Source organism: Amniculibacterium aquaticum, assembly GCF_003852705.1.
Classification (GTDB): domain Bacteria; phylum Bacteroidota; class Bacteroidia; order Flavobacteriales; family Weeksellaceae; genus Amniculibacterium; species Amniculibacterium aquaticum.
The window spans coordinates 1-20,343 of the sequence record NZ_REFA01000006.1; the positions used below are offsets into that span (position 1 = coordinate 1).

The window sequence follows — 20,343 nt, forward strand, 5'->3', positions numbered from 1 at the left end:
ATGTATTTAGGTTGTCCTTCGGTTCTGTTTTCATCCACTGGAACAAATTTTAGGGTATTGTCTTTGCGGCTCATGCGGCCGGGATTGAAGAGATAATAGGATTTTTTCATCTTGTGATCTGTGATTTGGTGATCTGTGATCTGGTGATCTGTGATCTGGTGACTTAGTGATTTAGTGATTGGCGGGTTTTAGTTTGCTTCTGTAGGAAGACATGACTTTGAGGATTTCTTCTGATTCATTTCTCAATTCAAATAATTTTTCTTCTGCTGTAAAGCCACCATCAATAAGCATTTCTATCCAAAATAAAGTTTCGTCTGCTTCTTCTACAACAATACAGAGTTTTGCATATTTTTCTTTTTCTGATCTTGCCCTACAAACTGCTCTATAATTAGCCGCAACAGAGGTAACCGACCGGATTAATTGTTTTCTAATAATGCTCAAAGCATCACTGTAATTAATTTCGGAGACAATTGTAATAATATCTAAGGCAAGTTTTTTAGTTCTCGCTCGAAATAACTCATTAAATTCTTCTTGTTTCATAAGATATCTATTTGATTTTTATATTACATTCCACCCAATCACCCAATCACCCAATCACCCGATCACTCCATCACTCAATCACCCATCACCCATCACCCATCACCAGATCACCCATCATTCATTCACATAACAAAATTCGTAATAGCTACAGCTTTTGCAAATCTTGGCATTGATGACCGGTGGACAGGTTTCGTCTTCTTTTAATTTTTTTATTTCGAGAACGGTATTTTCCAAATATAGAATATCATCTTCAGTAAGTATCACTTCTTCTTTTTGTCGTAAAATAGGATATTCGATGACGCCTTTTTCAGCTTCAATTCCTTTCAGTTTCATCAGCCATAGATAAAATTTCACCTGCCAGATATGGGCTTGCTCTACTTTGTTGCTTCGTTTGGTTTCGTGGATAATTTTATTTTTCACATCAAAGAAATCAATTTTTCCTACGAGATTCAATCCTTCAAAATCGACACTCAATTCGATTTGCTCATAGCGTTCCGGTCTTTGTAGATAAGTTTCATCTTCAATTAATTTTCCATCAGCTACCAAGTCGGAGGTTTGCTCCATATTGATACCGTTGGCAAAGAGCCAAAGTTTTCGCTTACAAATGCGGTAGTAGTTGATATGGGTGCCGGTAATGTTCATGGTTTGTGGAATTTGTCTTCTTTCCAATTTTTAGGATTATTGATGATATAATTTTCTATCCTGATATATTCATCATGATTTCGGATGATATGATCATGAAATTTAGATTGCCAACCGAAATCCAATTCCGGATAATCGATATGAATTTGTTTGGTGCATGCCGATTTGTAGGAACGAATAATGGTAGAAACCGAACCTGGTTTTGGTGAAATATCAGACATGAATTGGTTAGGATTGGTAGATTCTGTGGGGTTGTTGCATTGGTTTGTGGAATCGTTGCATTGGTTTGTGGAATCGTTGTATTGCCCTGTGGAATCGTTGCATTGCAACGATTTTACAGAATCCACCAATAATATAATTCCATGCACATGATTGGGCATTACTACAAATTCACCCAAACGGACATGTGCAAAATGTTCGGGAATATCTGCCCAAAAATTATGAGCGATTATCCCATTTTCATTTAATTGCATTTCACCGTCCACAATTTCACCAAAATAATGTTCTCTATTTTTGGTACAAATGGTGATGAAATAGGCACCCGGATTTCTGTAATCCCAATTTTTCAATCGGAAGGATTCAATGCGGTATTTATTTTTGAATAGGGTCATGATTAGGAGGCATGTTTATTATTGTGGAATCGTTGCATGCATTTATTATTGTGGAATCGTTGCATGCAACGATTGTACTCATATTGCAACGATTCCTCAATTGAATAGGTTATAAAAATTGATTACAATTGTTTTTCAAAATCAAATGCCATAATTCTATCATACAATTCCTTTTCTGCCTTTTCTATGGCATCGGCAGTTTCTCCTTTGGTTTGGATGTAGCCACCTGCCTGTAAGGAAATATAGGTTTTAATGCCATTTAGATTTTCATCAATAATGGGTTGTGCTTTTCCAGAATCTTCCTCCGATAATTTTGCTCGAATGCTCCCAGCAATCAGATTGGCATTATCCCCGATAGCGATGGCTAAGGTATCCATCAAGCTAAAAGTTCTGGATTGGTTAGAAGTAATTTTCCAATTGATAATGGCTTTAGCTAAAGCATCTGCCCATTTCTCTCTTAATTCTTTTGGAGCAACCAAACAAGGACCGAAAACATTCTTAGATTCAATCCAACCATTAGCTTTTAATTTTTCTATGATTTCATCCGACATTTCAGGCTCAAATGAATTGAGGCTAACGCAAAATAATCTTCTTAAATCAATGGCAATGTCGGATACAAATAACCCGGATGCACGACTTTGATTCGGAATCCATTTTCTGCTCAAGCTTCTATCTTTACCTTCCAAAAAAGCAGTGATTTCTTCTTCGGATAATTGATTCCCTTTCTCGTCACGAACAATAACCACATTATTTGGACGATCGCTTCGGTCAAAAGAAGCATTATCATTGTCCAGTCCGGCAAGTAGTGGGTGTAAGCCTCTCATTGCAGAAATAGACAACGGACTTCTTCTTTTTAAAGTTCTGTCTTTCCCTTCTTTTGTAGCTTTCATCCAGCCTCCAAATAGTTGGTCGGGATAAGTTGGGTCACAGGTTCCATAAACTTCTCCTTCTTTCAATTCCTTTTGTTTTGTTACATCAAAAAGAAAAGTAGTTGGACTTGGAGCCTCGCCTAAATGTTCTGAAATGCTATCCACAATAGAGCGTTTCACTTGTTGTCCACTTGAAAAAGGAATTCTTCTATTGAATTGTGCGTCATAATAATATTTCTGTCCATCGGATACGCAGAAAACGGTATGCTCTGCTCTTTTTAATGTTCTGATATAAATTGTATTGGTCATTTTGAATAATTTTTAAAGTTGATAATTAAGATTGTTTTTCTGTAAAGGCATAATCGAATTTCAGTAAGGTGTTGAAATAACCAAATTCTTCATTGGTCATCAAGTGCACTTCATCCCGAAGTTTTTTCAATGCTTCCAAGTCGGATGGTTCCACGCCTGAAACCATTTCGGTAAGGGAATCAATAAATCCTTTTTTGGATTTACTTCCTAAAAGGTCGTTACTAATGAGGTTCCTTCTATCTGTCTTTGTAGAGCCTCCTCTATACCGGTGAAGTAGCTGAGCCAGTTCGCTGGTATAGTCTGTGATTTCTTCTTTGTTTTTTGTTATCATAGCGATTAACCAAGTTTTATATGATTGATAAATTAAATTGTCTTCTTCTTTTTTGAAGGATAAATTCTTATCCTCTGTCATGTATTTTTTTAAATTCTCCGGGCGAAGTGCTTGTAGCCCAATACTTCCCAACTCGCAAGCTCTTTTGATATGCATACCAAATAAGGCTTGAAAATCTTTGTTGTTAAATTCCTGTTCTGAATGAAATAGTTGTTTGAACACATCTTTTAATCTTTTACCTGCTTTAAGGTAAATAGGAATGAAACCAATGGTTTTGTTGGTTTGACCGAAGGAATAGATGTAAGTATTCAAGGTTTTATCCGGATAGAAATTTGAAAGACTGAAAAATAAATTTGACCAATTTACCGTATTCACTTCTGCCGCGGTTGTTTCTACTTTGAAAATCTTCTCCATTTCTAAAGTAGAAAAATCAAAGTTTGGATTATAGTCCTTCCCTAATTTATAGGTCAGCCATTGTCCGTTCCACGAGTTAATTTGGTTTCCCCTCAGTTTCTGCAAGGTGGGGTCATTTAAATACTTTCGGTAATATTTCCAACCCTCAAAAGTTTCTAATGTGATTTGGGCATCATTTATGAGCAAGCTGTAACCACCTGCTACACCAATTCCCAAACCCGAACCTATCCATGAATAATAAATATCTTCTTTTTCGGTTTCAATTTCTATATCTGATACTAGGCCTGAAGTACTGGCATATTCTTTACTCTCAGAAGCCGGATACCCTAAAGCAAAACTGGCATCAGCACTATCATTTTCCACTTTCTCAAAAAGATTTTCGAGTTTTTCTTTTCTTTCTAAAACCGAAATCGTTTCAACCTTTTGTCCTGTTTTCATTTGCACAAAAGGCGAATTCGTTACCCATTGCATATACTTTGGATGATTAAAAAATAATTCAAAATACACCTCCTCAAAGAATTCTTTTGCTGAATAATCTTTGCTATATTTCTTGTTGTAGGCCTTTAAAAATGTTTTTCCTATTACTGTCGTTATCATAAGAACCGATTTAAAACATTAAAATTTTCTTCTTTAATTTTTGATTGATCCAATCCCGTTTCAAAATCACAAGCCGCATCCGGAATGATAAACGGCTTATTCCCTTTTTGAGATTGATTCATCTTTGCAACTACCCAATAAGCCACCGGAATTTCAAGGAGCAATCGTGTTTCGAAATTGCCATTTTCATATTCTTCCACATCCGATTCCAAGATGCAACTCACACTATCAATTTCCAGTAGTTCAAATAATATTGCTTTACTACGGTGCATGAGTTTACCCATTGTAAATTGTCCGTTAGGTTTAAAAACACTATGCTCTTCAATCTTTAAAAATTCGATTTCGGTAAATACCTGGTCAATTTTGTTTTGCAAATCTCTTTCGTGTAAAGGCTTATTGTCTTCCAGCACTTCAAATGATTTTTGAAGAATAGACAGATTGTAGGGTCTGGCTTCTTTTTCGGTTTCAGGAGGTGCAATCACATACACATCCTTTAATTTCCCAATGGTGTTTGTATTTCGCTTTCTGTTAATGCGTCCAAATCGTTGAATCATTGCATCCAAAGGAGCTGTGGCTGTTATCATGACATCGAAACTAATATCCAAACTCACTTCCACAATTTGTGTCGAAACCACGATACAGGCTTCATTACTCGTATTGTACTCATTAGTAGCAACACCATTTTCGTCTAAGCCTAATAATTGTCTTTCTTTTAAATTCCGGTCGCCTCGCCTAAACTTGCTATGTAACAGCATTGATGTGGTTTCAGGATAGGCCTCTTGAATAAACTGAAATACCTCTTGAGATTTTTTAACCGTATTCATCACAATCAATATTTTCTGATTGTTCTGAACGGCATTGTCTATGATTGCTGAAGCCTCTTCAAATGAAGATATTTTATGAACGATGTGCCGGTCGAATTGATTCAATTCTTCTTCATTTAATTTAATTTCTAACACATCATCCCCCAAAAGCTGAACTATCTTGTTGTACAAAATGGTTGGCATGGTTGCTGTTCCAATATGAATCCGACAATCGAGCGTTTTCAAAACTTCAATGAGCTTCAAAATCAAAGCTTGAGAAACTCCTGAATAAGTATGTACCTCGTCCAAAATCACATCACAGCCTTTGATATCCAAAATCATGGCTTCGAAACCTTTCATTCCTAAGGCAATATTCGCCAATTGGTGAGGAGTTAATATTTCGATTGCTGAACCTATCAATCCTTGCAATGCTGTTTCTTCCTCCTTTTTTCTCTTTACAATAATAGAAGTGGAGTGGAGCACGCGAATATCTATATCCGGATTGTCTTTTTCTAAATCGTTGCCTACCCGCTTAAACATTGCATTAATAGAAGCCTGAAAAGGTAAAGTGTAAAAGACTCTTCCTTTACATCTTCTAAAAAGGTAGTCTGTTTTCCCTGCTCCAGTGCTGGCAACTACGATGGTATGTTTCTTATCTGAAATTGCATTTTTTAGCGATAGAGGATAAAGTTCATTCTGCCGATTATAAAAGTTAAGATTAGGTGTTTTGAATATTCTTTGGATTTCCTTTTCGGTTTTGTCAATTAATGAGGAGGCAAAATGGTCGGCTCCCATTAATAAGCCCCGCCATTCGGAATAGTTATTTTCTTTAACTGCTCTTTCACTATAGTCAATACAATATTCCAAATTCCGGATTGCCTCTTCCTTTGAAATCGGCTTTACTCCAATTTCCAATTCTTTCAGAATATCTAACGCTTTTGGATACCAATCTTCCCAATTACCTAAATGAAAATCCTGATAGTCATAAGCTTCCTCCAAATCTAAAAGACCTTTCTCCCCAATATCGTTTTTTACAGATTTATGATGAGCGACCACCATTTCAATCAAATAATTCCAATGTTCTTTTGGAAAAACCGAAAGAAAAAATAGAGATGCTATTTCATGACGGAATATTTTTTTACTGTTTGATTTGCCCTTTAATCTTTCCTGAAAATAAGGGTGTGCTTTTCCAATATCATGAAGGATGGCTCCGTTCCGTGCAATCTTCTCATTCATGCCAAGATAGCTTGCAAAAGCTACAACGACCTCACCCACCTGTTTCAAGTGAGCAGGCAAAGTTGTCCATTCTGGTCCTGATTTTGCAAATAGCTTTTCCATTTTAATAAGTTTTTACCGGAGTTCCAACAATCTTAATCCAACCAAACATAGGCTCATTATTCAGACGGTTATATCCAACTAAAAATGACTGTTCATTCTTTTCAAAAACAAGCTCGTAACCGGAAAAAACTTCGTCTTTATTAAACTCTTCAATAGAAGCCTCTTTTATCTCCTCAGGATATAGGATATCTTCATTTCTGCACAAACAGATATGTTGTGTTGCTGCTCTATCGGCATCTTCTTTATTGGAAAAAGCAAAGTGCAAAACTGGTTCTAAAAGAATTCCTCTTGTAAGCACAGCTGTCGGTCGCTCAAATAGAAACTGTTTTCCTTTTTTCGTAGAATTCCACCCTCTGGTTTGAATTACTTCTTGTTGTTGGCTGACTTGGGTATAAGAAAGTCGATGGCCTACAATTTTTTTAATCCCATTTTCATTTAATAATTCAGGAAATAATTTTTTCTCAATTCCCTCAACTATGGATGGTGTAAGAAATTGTTGTGAGAATGTTTCGCTATCGCGTACGGCTGTCCACGGTTTAATAAACCCAAACTGTCCGGTATATTTTACGACAAATAAATTTTCCATTTTGATGTTATTTTAAAGCTCCAAAACCAATACCGGTTGAATTTCCTAAGCCATTGTCCCATGCAAAAGCAATCTGTTCTGGTGTGCCATTGATGATGATTGGTACAAATGAGGTTCTATTTTTGATACCTTTATAGGTTACCAATTTTGTTTCTTTGAAATTTGTATTAGGATTAATTTTTATAGACAAACCTTCTGAATTTAAATGAGATTTTTCAAGCTTATGTTTCAGATTGTCCGTTAAAATTGTTTCAAAGTTTTTATCTTCCAAAGTTATATGACGAATTTTGTTTTCTACTTTCATTTTTAATAGAACAGGACTCGCCATCAGAAATTTTTCTGAAATTGAAAAAGCTGGAGTGTCTTTTATTTGAACATCAAAAACACTGACTCCACTAAACATTTCCGGATCTTTTAAAATATTTTTGACAATTTGCTTTACTAATCCCTCATTTATACTACTGATGAAGAAGTAAGCATCTCTCTTCAACTCAATACCACTTTTGTTGGCTACTGTATTTTGAATCCAGGAAAATGAAAATTGACCAGTTTTTCCGTGAATTTCATTGTTCGCTCCAATCCATTTATGAATGACTCCTGTTAACAATTCCTGATAATTAAAAGGAATTGGTTTGTTGTTTTTTGTGAGTTTTAAATATATTCTCATCTCTTTCTCTTTTTAATTCCTTCAAAGTTAATATTCATTACTGACAAAATATGTCAAAAATTTAAAGATTTAAATTTTTCTTTAATAAATGTTTTGAAAGTCTCTGGGGAAATGATTTTTATTTCATCGGAAAGTCCCATTACAAAGCGGCCAATACCATGGAAATTGGCAATTGAGGTTTTTAAATGATAAAGATTTTCTCTTTCCGAAATATCTTTCACGGCTAATGGAAATTCTTCACGCAACAAATTATAGGCTTTTAGACTGAGTTGTAGTTCAACGATAGCAACTGGCTTTTTTGCAGACATTTTAAAGGCGTCAGTAAACGGAATTTTATGTTCGGATTGATGTTGCCAATTTTCATTTAGGATTTCTACCTTTTCAATCCTAGAAATTTTAAACTGTTTTACCTGTTGGCTCTTTATTTCGTAACACCAAATGCCTTCATAATCTCCCATAAATTCAAAAGGTTCTACTATTCTGTCTTCTATATTACTGCTGTTGGAAGAGCGGTAGCCGAGTAGGTTAACTTTTGTTTTCTTCTGAATAGCTTCGTTTAAATCTTGAATAATTTTTAGTTGTTGTGTATTTTCTAATTTAGAAATCACATTAAAGTCATATAGAAAATTGAGTTTTTTTAATAATTTCTCCTTTACTGAGGAGCTGCTTTTTTGTGCTTCCAGAATTTGATGAATAAGAAAAATCTCTTCTTCCGAAAAGTGGAATAACTTTTTTAAGGTTTTTGTTTCTGGGTGATTAGGTATTAATCGATATCTACCTTGTTTTTTTTCCAATGCAAAACCGGCATTTTTTATTTTATTAAAATGGCGATAAACGGTTCGTTCATCGATAGAAAATTTTATGGCTATTTCTGGTACGCTATAATTCCGCGTTCCATTGAGTAACATCAGTAGTTTTAAAGTTTTTTCCATGGTTTTTCCTGGTTGATGTTAAAATTTTGACTAAATTAATAACAATTTGAAATTAAAAACCTTGAATATTAATATTATTTCAAAAAAAAATCCTTCAAAGTTTTTAAAACCTTGAAGGATTGAATAAAAATTAACAATTAATCTTAGTGATTGTGTTTCGGAGTGAAACCGTCTTCGGACATTTCGAGATGCTCATAATCGGCTTTCATTTCTTTTTCGTAATCTATTTTTTCTTTGTTTTTATTGAATCTGTAGATCAATCCATCGAAGATGGAATACACCACCGGTACAATAATAAGGGTTAAGAACAAGGACGAAACCAATCCACCGATAACTACCCAGGCCAATCCGTTGTTCATTTCGGCACCGGCTCCCTTTGCTAGTGCGATAGGAATCATCCCGAAAACCATGGCAATGGTGGTCATCAAAATAGGACGAAGTCTGGCGTGGTTGGCTTGCAATAAGGCTTTGTAGGTGCTTTCTCCGGCAGCTTTTCTCTGGTTGGCAAAGTCCACCAACATAATGGCGTTTTTACAAACCAAACCGATCAACATGATCATCCCCAAAATGGTAAATACATTGAGTGAATTGTTGGTTAATGCCAAGATGACCAAGACCCCGATGAGTGAAAGTGGAACCGAGAACAAGACCACAAACGGATATACAAAAGAGTCGTAAAGGGCTACCATAACCAAATATACCAAGATAATCGCTGCCATAAGGGCAATTCCTAAAGTACCGAAACCTTCGGACTGGTTTTCTTGATCACCTGACCAAACATAGCTAACTCCGGCAGGTTTTTTCAGTTTTGAAAATTTAGCCTCCCATTCTTTTGCTACAGTTCCTGTTGGCACACCAACGGTTTGAGCGTTGATGGTAATGGATGGTGACTTGTCCCTTCTCTCCAAGAAAGAAGGTCCTGAAGTTTCTGTAATGGTTGCGAATTGTTCCAATTTAATTTGCTCGCCTTTATCGTTGTTGAAGATGATGCTCTTCACATCGTTCACGCTGGATCTTCCCATTTGGTTCAGGCGGATGTTGATGTCGTATTCGTAATCTCCGGCACGGTATTTACCATCGGTGTTTCCGGAGAAAGCCGTTTGCATGGTCATCCCAACGGTTTGAAGGTTCAGTCCCAAAGAAGCCATTTTATCTCTATCGATGGATACATTGATCTCTGGGTTTCCGCCTTCTGAGGACAGTCGAATTTCGTTGGCTCCTTTTACCGTTTTCAACTGTTCCATAGCTTGAGCAGCAAATTCGTTGATGCTTTTCAAGTCGGGTCCGGTAACGACCAAAGAAAGAGGTGCACTTTCGGCTCCCATCAAGCCTACAGGTACGGTTTTAATTTTTGCTCCAACCAAATGTTGAGAAAGTTCTTTTTTAATCTGCGAAGCATAGACATACGAGTTTTCTGCTCTCATGGATTTGTCCACCAAGATCACATCAATTTCAGATTTGTAAGCAGTCGCATTGGTAGCACCCATTCCGTCGGATTCCTGACCCACTGTGGTAATCATTTTTACAACTTCTGGTTTTTTTGCCAGATAGGCTTCGGCTTTTCTTGTCATTTGATTGGTTACTTCTACAGAAGCATCCTTAGGCATTTCTATCTGAACCAAGAACTCACCTTTATCAATTTTGGCGAAAAACTCACCTCCGATAAATTTGGTTAAACCAAATGAAAGGAAGAATAACACCGCAACACCAACTACGGTGGCTATTTTTGTCCATTTCGATTTCAAACACCATTCTAACATTCCAGAAATCCAATGGGTAAATTTGTCCAATTGTTTTTCGAAACCAAGGATGAATCGTTCACCGGCATTTTTCCCGGTAAGATGCGTCAGTTTACCAAATCGTGATGACAACCACGGAACAATGGTAAATGAAGCGAGCAACGAAAGTAAAGTTGCAATAACAACGGTAACACAGAACTGTGAGATGATGTTAGACACCAAACCTGTACTCATAGCGATGGGTAAGAATACCACCACAATAACCAAAGTAATGGCGGTTACGGTAAAGCCAATTTCTGCAGCACCGTCGTAGGAAGCACGGATACGGCTTTTGCCCATTTCCATGTGTCTGTAGATGTTTTCCAATACCACAATGGCATCATCTACCAAGATCCCTACCACTAGGGAAAGTCCTAGCAAACTCATCAAGTTGAGGGTGTATCCCATCAGCGACATTCCAATGAAAGTTGCAACAAGGGAAGCTGGGATGGAGACCATTACGATGAATGCATTTCGGATGGAATGCAAGAACAACAACATAACAGCAGCTACCAAGAATACAGCGATGAACAAATCGTGCGTCACATTGTCTGCAGCGTGAAGGGTAAAGGTAGAAGTGTCGTTAACTACCGTTAGTTTTACATTTTGTTTGGCATAGTCTTGCTCCAGTTGTTTCATGGTTTTCTGGATCAGCTCACTTACTTCCACGGCATTGGCATCGGATTGTTTGATGACTTGGAAAATGATGGCCGGTTTCATATCAATCCTTGCGACTTTATCCACATCTTTTTGTGCATCTTCCACAAAAGCCACATCACTCAGTCTTACCTGAACGCCGTTTTTGTTGCTGATAACAAGATTGTTAAGTTCGTCCAAAGTTTTGTATTTCCCGGACAGACGGATGATGGTAGAAGTTTCTCTATTTTTAACACTTCCGGTAGGGAAATCCAAGTTGGAGGAAAGAATGGTTTGTTGCACCTGGCCCACAGAAAGTCCGTAGCCTTCCAATTTATTTTTATCCAGATTTACTTTGATCTGTCTTTCTTGTCCACCAATAAGGTTAACTTGCGCTACGCCTTTCACACGAGAAAGTACGGGTTGTATTTTTTTATCCAACAAGTCATAAAACTCCACGGCATTCATGTTAGAAGTTGCTCCGGCGGTAATAATCGGCATATCGCTGAGGGAGAATTTCTGTAATGACGGGGTTTTTACATCGTCTGGAAAATCAGCCAAGATGGCGTTGATCTTCCTTTGTGCATCGTTGAGGGCATAGTCTGTATCGGCTCCTGCATTCAGGGTTACCATGACCACAGAGAGGGACTCGTAGGATTTGGATTCTACTTTTTTTACATTTTCAAGAGATGACACGGCATCTTCAATTTTCTTGGTAACCGAAGTTTCTACTTCCGAAGGCGATGCTCCTGGATATACGGTAGAAATGGTCACAACATTGATCTCAAATTTTGGGATCAACTCATACCCCATGGAGGAGTATCCCAAGATACCACCCAAGGTAAGTATCGTAAAGAGTACGATAATCAGGGTAGGTCGTTTTATGGATATTTCTGCTAATTTCATTTTTTAGTTCTTGGTTGTCGGTTGATGGTTGTTGGTAGTTGGTTGATGGTTGTCGGTATTAAAGAAACAATCATCACCTCATCACATCTTCACTTCATTACCTTTTTACTTCCATCAAGTGTCCGTAATTTTATTTGATTACTGTTACTTTTGTACCGTTGGATAGGTTTATCTGACCGCTGGTTACTACTTTGTCGCCTTTTGCAATTCCGCTGATGATTTCTATTTTGTCACCAAAGATTTTTCCACTCACTACGCTTACCAATTTTACGGTATTGTCCGGTTGAACGACAAAAACTTTGTTGTTGCTGACTCCATCTACAAAAGCATCTTTCGGAAGAACCATCATGGCGTGTTGCGTGCCCGATTCTTTGGCAGAAAAAATGGCCGAACCGTACATCCCGGCTCTAAGCTCGTTGTTTGGATTATTGGAAACGGTGATTTCTACAGGGAAATTTAATGTGGCATCGGCCAAAGGAGCGATGAAGCTTACTTTACCAGAAAATTCTTTGTCCGGATAAACGCTAACTTTAATTTTGATGTCGTCACCGATTCTTAGGTTGGCCACTTCGGCTTCGTTTACATTCACTTGAAGTTTAAGTTTTGAAGTATTGACGATTTCGAAAAGTGGAGTTCCTGGAGAGACCACGGCACCCGGTTCTACGGTTTTTTTGTTGATGTATCCGGAGACCAAAGTCCTTACATTGGAGTCTCCAACGCGGATGTTGCTTTGTTCTACTGCGTTTTTAGCATTTTTTAGTTGCAATCTGGATTGGTCCAACTGTTGCTTGGTAACACCGCCTGTTTTGTATGCATTTTCGAATCTTTGGTTATCGACAATTGCATTTTGATACGCCGCATTGGCTGTGGAACGATCTACTTCTAAGGCGTCTTTTTTCACGGTGGCTAAGGTCTGTCCGGCTCTTACAAAATCGCCTTCTTTTACCAAAACGCGAGTAACTTTCCCGGACATTTCAGATGCCAACTGCATTTGTTGCAATGGAGCAAAAGTACCGTTGGATGCGTAATCTGAAGAAACATGCTGAAAATCTGCGGTAACGATGTTTACCGGAACATCGGCATTGGAGCTGGCGATAATTGCGGTTTGTCTTTCGGTTTCTTTTTGGTTTTTGTTGATGATGTACGCTCCTCCGCCAACGACACCGGCAGCGATAAGGAGGTAAAGAAATGTTTTTGCTATTTTCATTGTTTAATTATTTAAAATTCATTGTCATTAGAAAATAATCTAATGTTTGGATGTTGTTGACTACGAGTGGTTATGGGTGCAGCCCGACTTGAGCGGAGCTCTTTTTATTTTTTTTCTGAGCGTAGCGAAGGAAAAAAATAAAAAAGCGGGAGCGGAAGGCGGAAAAGCTGCCCAAAAAAATATTATTTTCTAAGATTTTCTAATTCGCCTTTGGCTTTGTACAGCTGTATTTCGGCAATTTTGAAATCCAACACGGCGGTACTGTAGTTGTTTTTGGCTTGTACAAGAGCATTTTCGGCTTCCAGAAGGTCGGTTAGAGGAGCCAATCCGTATTGGTAGTTGTTCTGTGTGTTTTTCAGAACCGTTTCTGCCAGTTGTACATTGGCTTCTTGACTTTTAATGGCTTCCCAGTTGTTTTCCATTTGAGTTTTCGCATTTTGATACTGAAGGTCCAGTCCCAATTTGGTTTCTTTGATGTCTTGTTCTAAAGATTTTAGTTCTAATTTTGCCTGATCTACCTTAGATTTTATTTGGAAACCGTTGAAAATAGGGATGTTAAGCTGAAGGCCTACACTGGCGTAGTCGGTCCAATAGACTCCTTGGCTTTTGCCCGGACCAATGGGGAACTTGTCACCAATGCCCTGCCAAGTGTAGTTGCCCACCAAGTTGAGGGTTGGATAATAGGCGGCTTCTGTCGCTTTGATGTTGTAGCCCAACAAGGTTTTTTGCTTGTCCAAAACTTGCAGTTCTGTTCTGTTTTCGGTATTTACGGTTGCAGCAAGAAGGGGTGCATCTACTGTCATATCGGCATCTACCAAATTAATAGGAGTTTCTATAGGCATTCCCATGTAGAATTTCAAGGCATTTTCGGACAAGTTAACCGCGTTTTTCAGTTGTATTTTTCCGGTTTCCAAATTGGTAAGGTTAACATTGGTTCTGTCCAGATCCACTTTTTTTGCCAAACCGTTGTCGTACAAACTTTTTATGATGTTTCTTACCTTTTGCATACTTTCAAAACTGCTTTCTATGGTTTTGAGTTTTTCTTTTTGGGTAAAAACCTGATAGTACGCTGTGGAAACATTTTCGATAAGCGTTTCGTCGGTAAGTTGTTTGTTGGCTTGGTAAAATTCTTTGGTGGTTTTTGCTGCTTTTAGCCCAATAAAAACCTGTTGGTTAAAAAGTGCTTGTTGAAGTTGTACCCCAATCTGTGCGCCCCATTTTCTTCCAAAAGGCACCATGATAACTTCGCCGGGTTGACCGAACATATCGCCGGGCAAGGCCGATTTTTGTAATATAGGATTGTAGTTGATACCGCCTCCGGCATTAAGTTTGGGCAAAGCACCTGCTTTGGATTCAGCAATAAGATAATCGGCATTGGTGATTTGCAAATTGGCTTTTTGTGCTGCCGCTTTGTTTTCTAAAGCGTAGTCGATAGCCTGTTTTAGGCTGACGGATTGCTGTGCTTGTGCAGAAAAAGCACCTGCAAAAATTGCTACAGCAACGATTGATTTTAATAATTTCATATAGGCGTTATGAATTTGTTTTAATTTTTGGGTTTACGATCTGGGGTTGTTCTTCGGTTTTATATAAAAATAGTATCGAGAATAACTTGCTTTCTTTCTTGGATAATTTGGTTGAACTCTTGATTGGTTAGATTAAGAGAGTCCATTAGCAAAGGCCTCATGCAACTGGGGAACGAAACCAGCGATGCTACATTAATCATGAATTGAATGGTGGAAATGGGTTTGATCCTTCCTTCTTCAATTTCAATTTTCAGTTCTTTGTCCAAGGCTGGATGCACCAAGTCAATATCGTTTTTATTTCTACCTTTTTTGCATTTGTTGTAGAGTTGAGTAACGATGTACACCTCTAAAAAAGGATACTTGATTGCTGAAGCCAGCTCGTCTTCTAACCACATTTCCAGTTTTTTCCGAAAAGATAAATCCATGAGAAGGATGGCATTGTGTTTATCATTATGCTCTTTGGTCGCTTCTTCAAAGACGATTTCGAAAAGATTTTCTACCGATCTAAAGTAGTAGTTAATAGAAGTCCTGTTAACCCCTGCAGCATCGGCAATCTCTTGGGTGGTAGCCTTGAAGCGGCCTTCGCCAAAGAAAAGTTGTATTGCAGCTTTCTTTATAAGTCCTTCAGTATCAATTTTATGTTCTTCTTTTGACATTTTTGTCTAACTTTTTCGTCTGCAAATTTAGTTCAACTTTTTTGTTTGACAAAATTGTCGAATGTTTTTTTTTCTGAATTCATTAAAAAAAAATCCTCAAGCTAAAATGCGAGAGGATGGACTAACAAAATTTATTTTTGGTAATGCTTGTTGATGAAAGCTAAAGAAGCTGCGATCAAATCATTCACCTTATCTCTAGGAGTTGTGGTAAAACCGTGATTGCCTTTTTCTACAGTGATGAATTGGTTTTCGACTTTTTCAGCATCTAATTTATTCTTCAGATTTTTAGATTGACGGTAAGGTACAATGTGATCTTTGTTTCCTTGCTGAATAAGAATGGGTGTTTTGGTGTTCTTGTTGATGTAATTTATAGGCGAATATTTTGCTAAAACTTCTTTAACCTTTGACTTATTTGTTTCGATATTTGTTAGCGTCATATCAGAAATCAGTTTGTTTCTCAAGTGGTACAACTTGGGTTTGAAGGTTTTAAACGCAAATCTTATCAAGCCACCAGCGTCCGTTTTGAAAAGTTGGTTAAGGTCTGTTGGTCCGAAAAGGTCTATGACATAATTAAAGTGGATGTTTTTGTTCTGAATGGTAGAATAAGCCAGCATTAATGCCAAATGAGAGCCTGCAGATTCGCCCATAATTCCAATATTATTAAGGTCTAGGTTGTATTTTGAAGCATTCGCATTTAACCAATTCAATGCGGTGTATGCATCGTCCAATTGCTCATTTAGGCTGACTTTAGAATTCAGAAGTCTGTAGTTGATGCTGATCATGGCATAGCCGGATTTCTGCAAACTGTCTCTCAGGCTTCGCATGTAATATTGTTTTTCAAAATTTTTATCGCCTTCTACCCAAGCTCCACCGTGAATGTGGAAAACCAAAGGAGTTTTGTCAAACTTTTTAACTTTTGGCAGAAACAAATCCAATTGAATAGAATCTCTTTCTGGTGAAATTTGGAAGGTGATGTTGCGCAGATCTGAGGTCTGATTTTCTTGTGCTTGAAAAGAAAAAAAATAAAATTGAAGAAATAAAGTAAGTAAAAGTCGTATGCCTATTTTCATACATCATGAATTTAATTTTTGTCAATTCAAAATTAATAAAAATCACGAAAGAAATTTTGTAAACGAAATAAAATCAATAGTACTTAGAGCCTGTTTAAATTTTATATCTAGAATTTTTGTATCGATATTTAGATGGGTTTTGGATTTTAAAATTGAAGTTTTAGCGGGCTAAAACAAAAATTTAAAATGCAAAATACGCTAAATAGAATACAAAAAGGCAGATAAGAAAGATTGGAAATAGCCAAATTATTATTTCTGTAAAATTTTAAATAGGCTCTAAATGATAAAACAATATATTTGCATAATCTCAACGATACAAATGAATGAACACCTACGATTGGAAAAAAAATAGTTTTGATAAAATTTTCAGTTTTCTACTGATTGTTTTTTTATTTCCCATCATGTTGCTTTCTTTTATAGCGGCATCCATAGATACATCTTCCTTTGGAATTTTTTTCCAGAAAAGAATTGGACAAGGTGGCTTACCCTTTGTGATTTTTAAACTGAAAACCATGCATCCTCAGACAAAAAATATATCCAAAACGGGTGCATTTCTAAGGAAATCTAAACTGGATGAACTGCCACAACTGTACAATATTTTTTTAGGAGAAATGAGTTTCGTAGGGCCGAGACCCGATGTATCGGGTTATTACGATGTTTTGACGGGTGAGGATAGAAAGGTATTGGCTCTTAAACCTGGACTTACATCAGAAGCAAGCCTGAAATACAGTAATGAAGAGTATTTGCTATCCCAGCAAGAAAATCCTCTGCAATACAACGATGAGGTGATATTTCCAGATAAAATCAAGATGAACCTCAACTATTTAGACCATCAATCCTTTGCTTTGGATATGAAAATTATTTTAAAAACCATTTTCAAGGTTTTTTCTTAGAGTCAATATCCTTAATTTTTATATTTTTGTTGAACACATAAAAAAACTATAATTCATGAAAACTCAGAAAATAGGAATTACCTTTTCGGCATTCGATCTTTTGCATGCGGGACACATTAAAATGTTAGAGGAAGCAAAAACCGTTTGCGACTACCTTATCGTAGGACTTCAATTGGATCCAACATTGGACAGACCCAATAAAAATAAACCCACACAATCCATTGTCGAAAGATACATCCAACTAAAAGCATGTAGAAGTGTGGACGAAATTATCCCGTACAACACCGAGGCCGATCTTATGGACATTCTAAAATCTTTTGTAATCGATGTTAGAATCATTGGTGACGATTATCGTGATGTCAACTTTACCGGTAAAGAATATTGCGAAGAAAAGGGGATAGAAATCTATTTCAACAAAAGAGACCACCGTTTCTCCACTTCCGATTTAAAAAGAGCCGTATTCGAATCCGAATTGAAGAAATTAGAATCCAACAAATAGAAATAGACTAAAACCAATCGATGAAACTTGTACCAACCCCACTGAAAGACTGTTATATAATAGAACCTACCATTTTTGAAGATGAAAGAGGCTATTTTTATGAAAAATTCAACGAAAAAAAATTTGAAGAACTCAGTGGATTGACCGGGAATTTCGTGCAAGATAATGTTTCAAAATCCAGTTACGGTGTTCTTAGAGGCATACATTTGCAAAAAGGAGATCATGCACAAGCCAAATTGGTGTCTTGCTTGGAGGGCAAAGTTTGGGATGTTGCCGTAGATCTAAGACCCGACTCTCCAACCTACAAACAATGGTTCGGAATAGAATTAACCGGCGAAAATAAAAAGCAATTGTACATTCCCAGAGGTTTTGGGCACGGTTTTTCGGTTTTGTCAGAAACGGCCGTATTCGCTTATAAATGTGATAATTATTACAACAAGGATTCGGAAGGTGGCGTGCGTTGGGATGACCCAATTTTACAGATTGATTGGAAATTGTTTGAAGACCAAATTCAACTTTCGGACAAAGATCAAATACAGCCTTTTTTAGAAGAAGGAAATTATTAAAATCAAATTCAGGAACTGAGAAATTCTCAGTTCTTTTTTTATTTGTAAATTTGCACCCGTTTTACCAAACCTATTTGATCTATTATGAGAACGAAATCCACAGGAAAAAAGAAAATCAACCTTGTAACATTGGGATGCTCCAAAAATGTTGTTGACTCCGAAGTTATTATGGGGCAACTGAAAGCCAGTGGCAAAGATGTTGTACACGAAGGGAAGGGCGATATTGTAGTCATCAATACCTGTGGTTTTATCGACAATGCCAAAGAAGAAAGTGTGAACACCATTTTGGAATACGTAGATCTTAAAAAAGAAGGTAAAGTAGAAAAAGTTTTTGTAACCGGTTGTCTTTCTGCTCGATACAAGCCGGATTTGGAGCAGGAAATTCCCGATGTGGATCAGTATTTTATGGGGCCAAGAGAATTGCCCATTCTTCTAAAACAATTGGGTGCCGATTACAAACACGAATTGGTGGGCGAAAGACTGACCACAACACCAAAACATTATGCCTATCTAAAGGTTTCCGAAGGTTGCGACCGTCCATGTACTTTTTGTGCCATCCCATTGATGCGTGGTGGACATATTTCTACACCCATAGAAAATTTAGTAACCGAAGCCAAAAAATTAGCCGCCAATGGCGTGAAAGAACTCATCCTGATTGCACAAGACCTCACCTATTACGGTTTGGATATTTATAAAAAAAGAGCTTTGGGCGATTTGTTGAAGGAATTGGTAAAAGTAGAAGGTATAGAATGGATTCGTTTGCACTATGCCTTTCCAACAGGGTTTCCGGAAGATGTTTTGGAAATCATTAAGACCGAACCCAAAGTGTGCAATTATTTGGACATTCCGCTTCAACACATCAACGATGATATTTTGAAGAGAATGAAAAGAGGAACTTCCCACGGCAAAACCGACAGTTTGTTGAAACAATTCCGTGAAAAAGTTCCAAATATGGCCATCAGAACTACGCTGATTGTTGGTTTCCCGGGCGAAACTGAAGAACAATTTGAAGAACTAAAAAATTGGGTTCGCGAGCAAAGATTCGACCGTTTGGGATGTTTTACCTATTCGCACGAAGAAAATACCGGAGCTTTCCAATACGAAGACGATGTACCTGAAGAAGTGAAAGAAAGAAGGGTGGAAGAAATTATGGAAATTCAACAGCAGATTTCTTACGAAATCAACCAAGAAAAAGTGGGTAAAACCTTCAAATGTCTTTTTGACAGAAAAGAAGGTAATTATTTTGTTGGTAGAACCGAATTCGACTCTCCCGATGTGGACAATACCGTTTTGGTCCCTGCCGAAAACACTTACATCTCTATGGGAGACTTTGTGAATGTGAAGATTAACTCCGCCGAAGACTTCGATCTGTACGGAGAAATCGTTTAGAAAAACACGAATAATTGAACCATATTGGCAATTCTCTTTGTTGAGAATTGCTTTTTTTATGCTTTTTTAAGAAATATTAACAAAAACCAATGCGGTTTTATCGTGTTAAAATTCTTAATTTTGCCAGCTGAAAAATGAAACTGACTAACCTACATATCAACAATAATAAAGGACTGATCTTGCGATTGCTTCTTGTTTTTTTGATGATGTTGGCCTATCTCAGTTCTTCCACTTCTACCCAGAAATTGGACAGGATTGTTGCTACAGTCTCACATTCCGACTATGTTTCCATTGATCTTTCACCGATAGAAGAACAGAACGACAATGCTCTACTTTCTTCAGGTAGAACCCTAAAAGTGGTGAAGAAGATCGTGTTTTCGGATAAACTTTTCGTTATTCTTGCTTCTTTGGTAGAGATTTTTCCACAGATCTTTTTCGATGCTTTCAATGTCAGCATCCAAGCAGGGATTTTTTCTCACCTCTATCTCTTTCATTTGTTTTAGAGTATTTTTTTCGATAAAATTTAAACAGGCTCAAAACCTAGATTCCTTTTTTCTTGGGTCTGTCGTAGGTATTTTTGA

The 20,343-nt window shown here is 37.2% G+C and carries 19 protein-coding genes; 5 read left to right on the top strand and 14 right to left on the bottom strand.

Features of this window, described 5'->3' with window-relative positions; all coding sequences use genetic code 11:
- Positions 1-171 precede the first annotated feature (171 nt).
- From EIY84_RS03750 to EIY84_RS03815, 14 genes are all read right to left on the bottom strand, one after another.
- Positions 172-540: a four helix bundle protein gene (locus EIY84_RS03750; protein WP_124640579.1), complete on the bottom strand. Its 369-nt coding sequence runs from the start codon at positions 538-540 to the stop codon at positions 172-174.
- Between the two features lie 114 nt (positions 541-654).
- Complete coding sequence (cas4, locus tag EIY84_RS03755) at positions 655-1,182, bottom strand: CRISPR-associated protein Cas4 (protein ID WP_124640674.1); 528 nt, start codon at positions 1,180-1,182, stop codon at positions 655-657.
- Positions 1,179-1,793, bottom strand: coding sequence for a transposase (locus EIY84_RS03760; protein ID WP_124640580.1), 615 nt, complete (start codon positions 1,791-1,793; stop codon positions 1,179-1,181). Before EIY84_RS03760 ends, cas4 begins: the two co-directional genes overlap by 4 nt.
- A gap of 122 nt (positions 1,794-1,915) precedes the next feature.
- Complete coding sequence (locus EIY84_RS03765; protein ID WP_124640581.1) at positions 1,916-2,971, bottom strand: CRISPR-associated protein Cas7; 1,056 nt, start codon at positions 2,969-2,971, stop codon at positions 1,916-1,918.
- A 25-nt stretch (positions 2,972-2,996) separates the two neighbouring features.
- Positions 2,997-4,313 (bottom strand): hypothetical protein, encoded by a 1,317-nt coding sequence (locus EIY84_RS03770; RefSeq protein WP_124640582.1) that lies wholly within the window; start codon positions 4,311-4,313, stop codon positions 2,997-2,999.
- Positions 4,310-6,454, bottom strand: a complete 2,145-nt coding sequence (gene cas3 / locus EIY84_RS03775) for a CRISPR-associated helicase Cas3' (RefSeq protein ID WP_124640583.1) — start codon at positions 6,452-6,454, stop codon at positions 4,310-4,312. The genes EIY84_RS03770 and cas3 overlap by 4 nt, the downstream gene beginning before the upstream one ends.
- 1 nt (position 6,455) lies before the next feature.
- The gene (locus EIY84_RS03780; protein WP_124640584.1) at positions 6,456-7,040 is read right to left on the bottom strand and encodes a hypothetical protein; all 585 of its coding nucleotides are present in this window, start codon (positions 7,038-7,040) and stop codon (positions 6,456-6,458) included.
- A gap of 7 nt (positions 7,041-7,047) precedes the next feature.
- Positions 7,048-7,707 carry a CRISPR-associated endoribonuclease Cas6 gene (gene cas6, locus EIY84_RS03785; protein WP_124640585.1) on the bottom strand — a complete coding sequence of 220 codons (660 nt, stop codon included), beginning with the start codon at positions 7,705-7,707 and terminating at the stop codon, positions 7,048-7,050.
- A 53-nt stretch (positions 7,708-7,760) separates the two neighbouring features.
- Positions 7,761-8,639, bottom strand: coding sequence for a helix-turn-helix transcriptional regulator (locus EIY84_RS03790; protein WP_124640586.1), 879 nt, complete (start codon positions 8,637-8,639; stop codon positions 7,761-7,763).
- A 143-nt stretch (positions 8,640-8,782) separates the two neighbouring features.
- Positions 8,783-11,959 carry an efflux RND transporter permease subunit gene (locus EIY84_RS03795; protein WP_124640587.1) on the bottom strand — a complete coding sequence of 1,059 codons (3,177 nt, stop codon included), beginning with the start codon at positions 11,957-11,959 and terminating at the stop codon, positions 8,783-8,785.
- Between the two features lie 130 nt (positions 11,960-12,089).
- Positions 12,090-13,166 (bottom strand): efflux RND transporter periplasmic adaptor subunit, encoded by a 1,077-nt coding sequence (locus EIY84_RS03800; protein WP_124640588.1) that lies wholly within the window; start codon positions 13,164-13,166, stop codon positions 12,090-12,092.
- Between the two features lie 182 nt (positions 13,167-13,348).
- Positions 13,349-14,689 carry a TolC family protein gene (locus EIY84_RS03805; RefSeq protein ID WP_124640589.1) on the bottom strand — a complete coding sequence of 447 codons (1,341 nt, stop codon included), beginning with the start codon at positions 14,687-14,689 and terminating at the stop codon, positions 13,349-13,351.
- A 59-nt stretch (positions 14,690-14,748) separates the two neighbouring features.
- Entirely contained in the window at positions 14,749-15,345 is a 597-nt protein-coding gene (locus tag EIY84_RS03810; RefSeq protein WP_124640590.1) for a TetR/AcrR family transcriptional regulator, read from the bottom strand.
- Positions 15,346-15,476: 131 nt separating this feature from the next.
- A complete protein-coding gene (locus EIY84_RS03815; protein WP_124640591.1) occupies positions 15,477-16,415 on the bottom strand; it encodes an alpha/beta hydrolase in 939 nt (312 codons plus the stop codon).
- Between the two features lie 323 nt (positions 16,416-16,738).
- Between EIY84_RS03815 and EIY84_RS03820 the strand changes: the two genes are divergently transcribed.
- The 5 genes from EIY84_RS03820 to EIY84_RS03840 all read left to right on the top strand — a co-directional run bounded on the left by EIY84_RS03820 (position 16,739) and on the right by EIY84_RS03840 (position 20,265).
- Positions 16,739-17,308, top strand: a complete 570-nt coding sequence (locus EIY84_RS03820; RefSeq protein ID WP_124640592.1) for a sugar transferase — start codon at positions 16,739-16,741, stop codon at positions 17,306-17,308.
- Positions 17,309-17,363: 55 nt separating this feature from the next.
- Positions 17,364-17,807 carry an adenylyltransferase/cytidyltransferase family protein gene (locus EIY84_RS03825; RefSeq protein WP_124640593.1) on the top strand — a complete coding sequence of 148 codons (444 nt, stop codon included), beginning with the start codon at positions 17,364-17,366 and terminating at the stop codon, positions 17,805-17,807.
- Positions 17,808-17,827: 20 nt separating this feature from the next.
- Positions 17,828-18,373, top strand: a complete 546-nt coding sequence (rfbC, locus tag EIY84_RS03830) for a dTDP-4-dehydrorhamnose 3,5-epimerase (protein ID WP_124640594.1) — start codon at positions 17,828-17,830, stop codon at positions 18,371-18,373.
- A gap of 84 nt (positions 18,374-18,457) precedes the next feature.
- Complete coding sequence (gene rimO, locus EIY84_RS03835; RefSeq protein WP_124640595.1) at positions 18,458-19,762, top strand: 30S ribosomal protein S12 methylthiotransferase RimO; 1,305 nt, start codon at positions 18,458-18,460, stop codon at positions 19,760-19,762.
- A 134-nt stretch (positions 19,763-19,896) separates the two neighbouring features.
- Positions 19,897-20,265 (top strand): hypothetical protein, encoded by a 369-nt coding sequence (locus EIY84_RS03840; RefSeq protein ID WP_124640596.1) that lies wholly within the window; start codon positions 19,897-19,899, stop codon positions 20,263-20,265.
- Positions 20,266-20,343 lie beyond the last annotated feature (78 nt).

Excerpts from the sequence above, each read along its gene's own strand:
- EIY84_RS03750 (WP_124640579.1), bottom strand. The coding sequence starts at position 540 with ATGAAACAAGAAGAATTTAATGAGTTATTTCGAGCGAGAACTAAAAAA.
- cas4 (WP_124640674.1), bottom strand. The coding sequence starts at position 1,182 with ATGAACATTACCGGCACCCATATCAACTACTACCGCATTTGTAAGCGA.
- EIY84_RS03760 (WP_124640580.1), bottom strand. The coding sequence starts at position 1,793 with ATGACCCTATTCAAAAATAAATACCGCATTGAATCCTTCCGATTGAAA.
- EIY84_RS03765 (WP_124640581.1), bottom strand. The coding sequence starts at position 2,971 with ATGACCAATACAATTTATATCAGAACATTAAAAAGAGCAGAGCATACC.
- EIY84_RS03770 (WP_124640582.1), bottom strand. The coding sequence starts at position 4,313 with ATGATAACGACAGTAATAGGAAAAACATTTTTAAAGGCCTACAACAAG.
- cas3 (WP_124640583.1), bottom strand. The coding sequence starts at position 6,454 with ATGGAAAAGCTATTTGCAAAATCAGGACCAGAATGGACAACTTTGCCT.
- EIY84_RS03780 (WP_124640584.1), bottom strand. The coding sequence starts at position 7,040 with ATGGAAAATTTATTTGTCGTAAAATATACCGGACAGTTTGGGTTTATT.
- cas6 (WP_124640585.1), bottom strand. The coding sequence starts at position 7,707 with ATGAGAATATATTTAAAACTCACAAAAAACAACAAACCAATTCCTTTT.
- EIY84_RS03790 (WP_124640586.1), bottom strand. The coding sequence starts at position 8,639 with ATGGAAAAAACTTTAAAACTACTGATGTTACTCAATGGAACGCGGAAT.
- EIY84_RS03795 (WP_124640587.1), bottom strand. The coding sequence starts at position 11,959 with ATGAAATTAGCAGAAATATCCATAAAACGACCTACCCTGATTATCGTA.
- EIY84_RS03800 (WP_124640588.1), bottom strand. The coding sequence starts at position 13,166 with ATGAAAATAGCAAAAACATTTCTTTACCTCCTTATCGCTGCCGGTGTC.
- EIY84_RS03805 (WP_124640589.1), bottom strand. The coding sequence starts at position 14,689 with ATGAAATTATTAAAATCAATCGTTGCTGTAGCAATTTTTGCAGGTGCT.
- EIY84_RS03810 (WP_124640590.1), bottom strand. The coding sequence starts at position 15,345 with ATGTCAAAAGAAGAACATAAAATTGATACTGAAGGACTTATAAAGAAA.
- EIY84_RS03815 (WP_124640591.1), bottom strand. The coding sequence starts at position 16,415 with ATGAAAATAGGCATACGACTTTTACTTACTTTATTTCTTCAATTTTAT.
- EIY84_RS03820 (WP_124640592.1), top strand. The coding sequence starts at position 16,739 with ATGAACACCTACGATTGGAAAAAAAATAGTTTTGATAAAATTTTCAGT.
- EIY84_RS03825 (WP_124640593.1), top strand. The coding sequence starts at position 17,364 with ATGAAAACTCAGAAAATAGGAATTACCTTTTCGGCATTCGATCTTTTG.
- rfbC (WP_124640594.1), top strand. The coding sequence starts at position 17,828 with ATGAAACTTGTACCAACCCCACTGAAAGACTGTTATATAATAGAACCT.
- rimO (WP_124640595.1), top strand. The coding sequence starts at position 18,458 with ATGAGAACGAAATCCACAGGAAAAAAGAAAATCAACCTTGTAACATTG.
- EIY84_RS03840 (WP_124640596.1), top strand. The coding sequence starts at position 19,897 with ATGAAACTGACTAACCTACATATCAACAATAATAAAGGACTGATCTTG.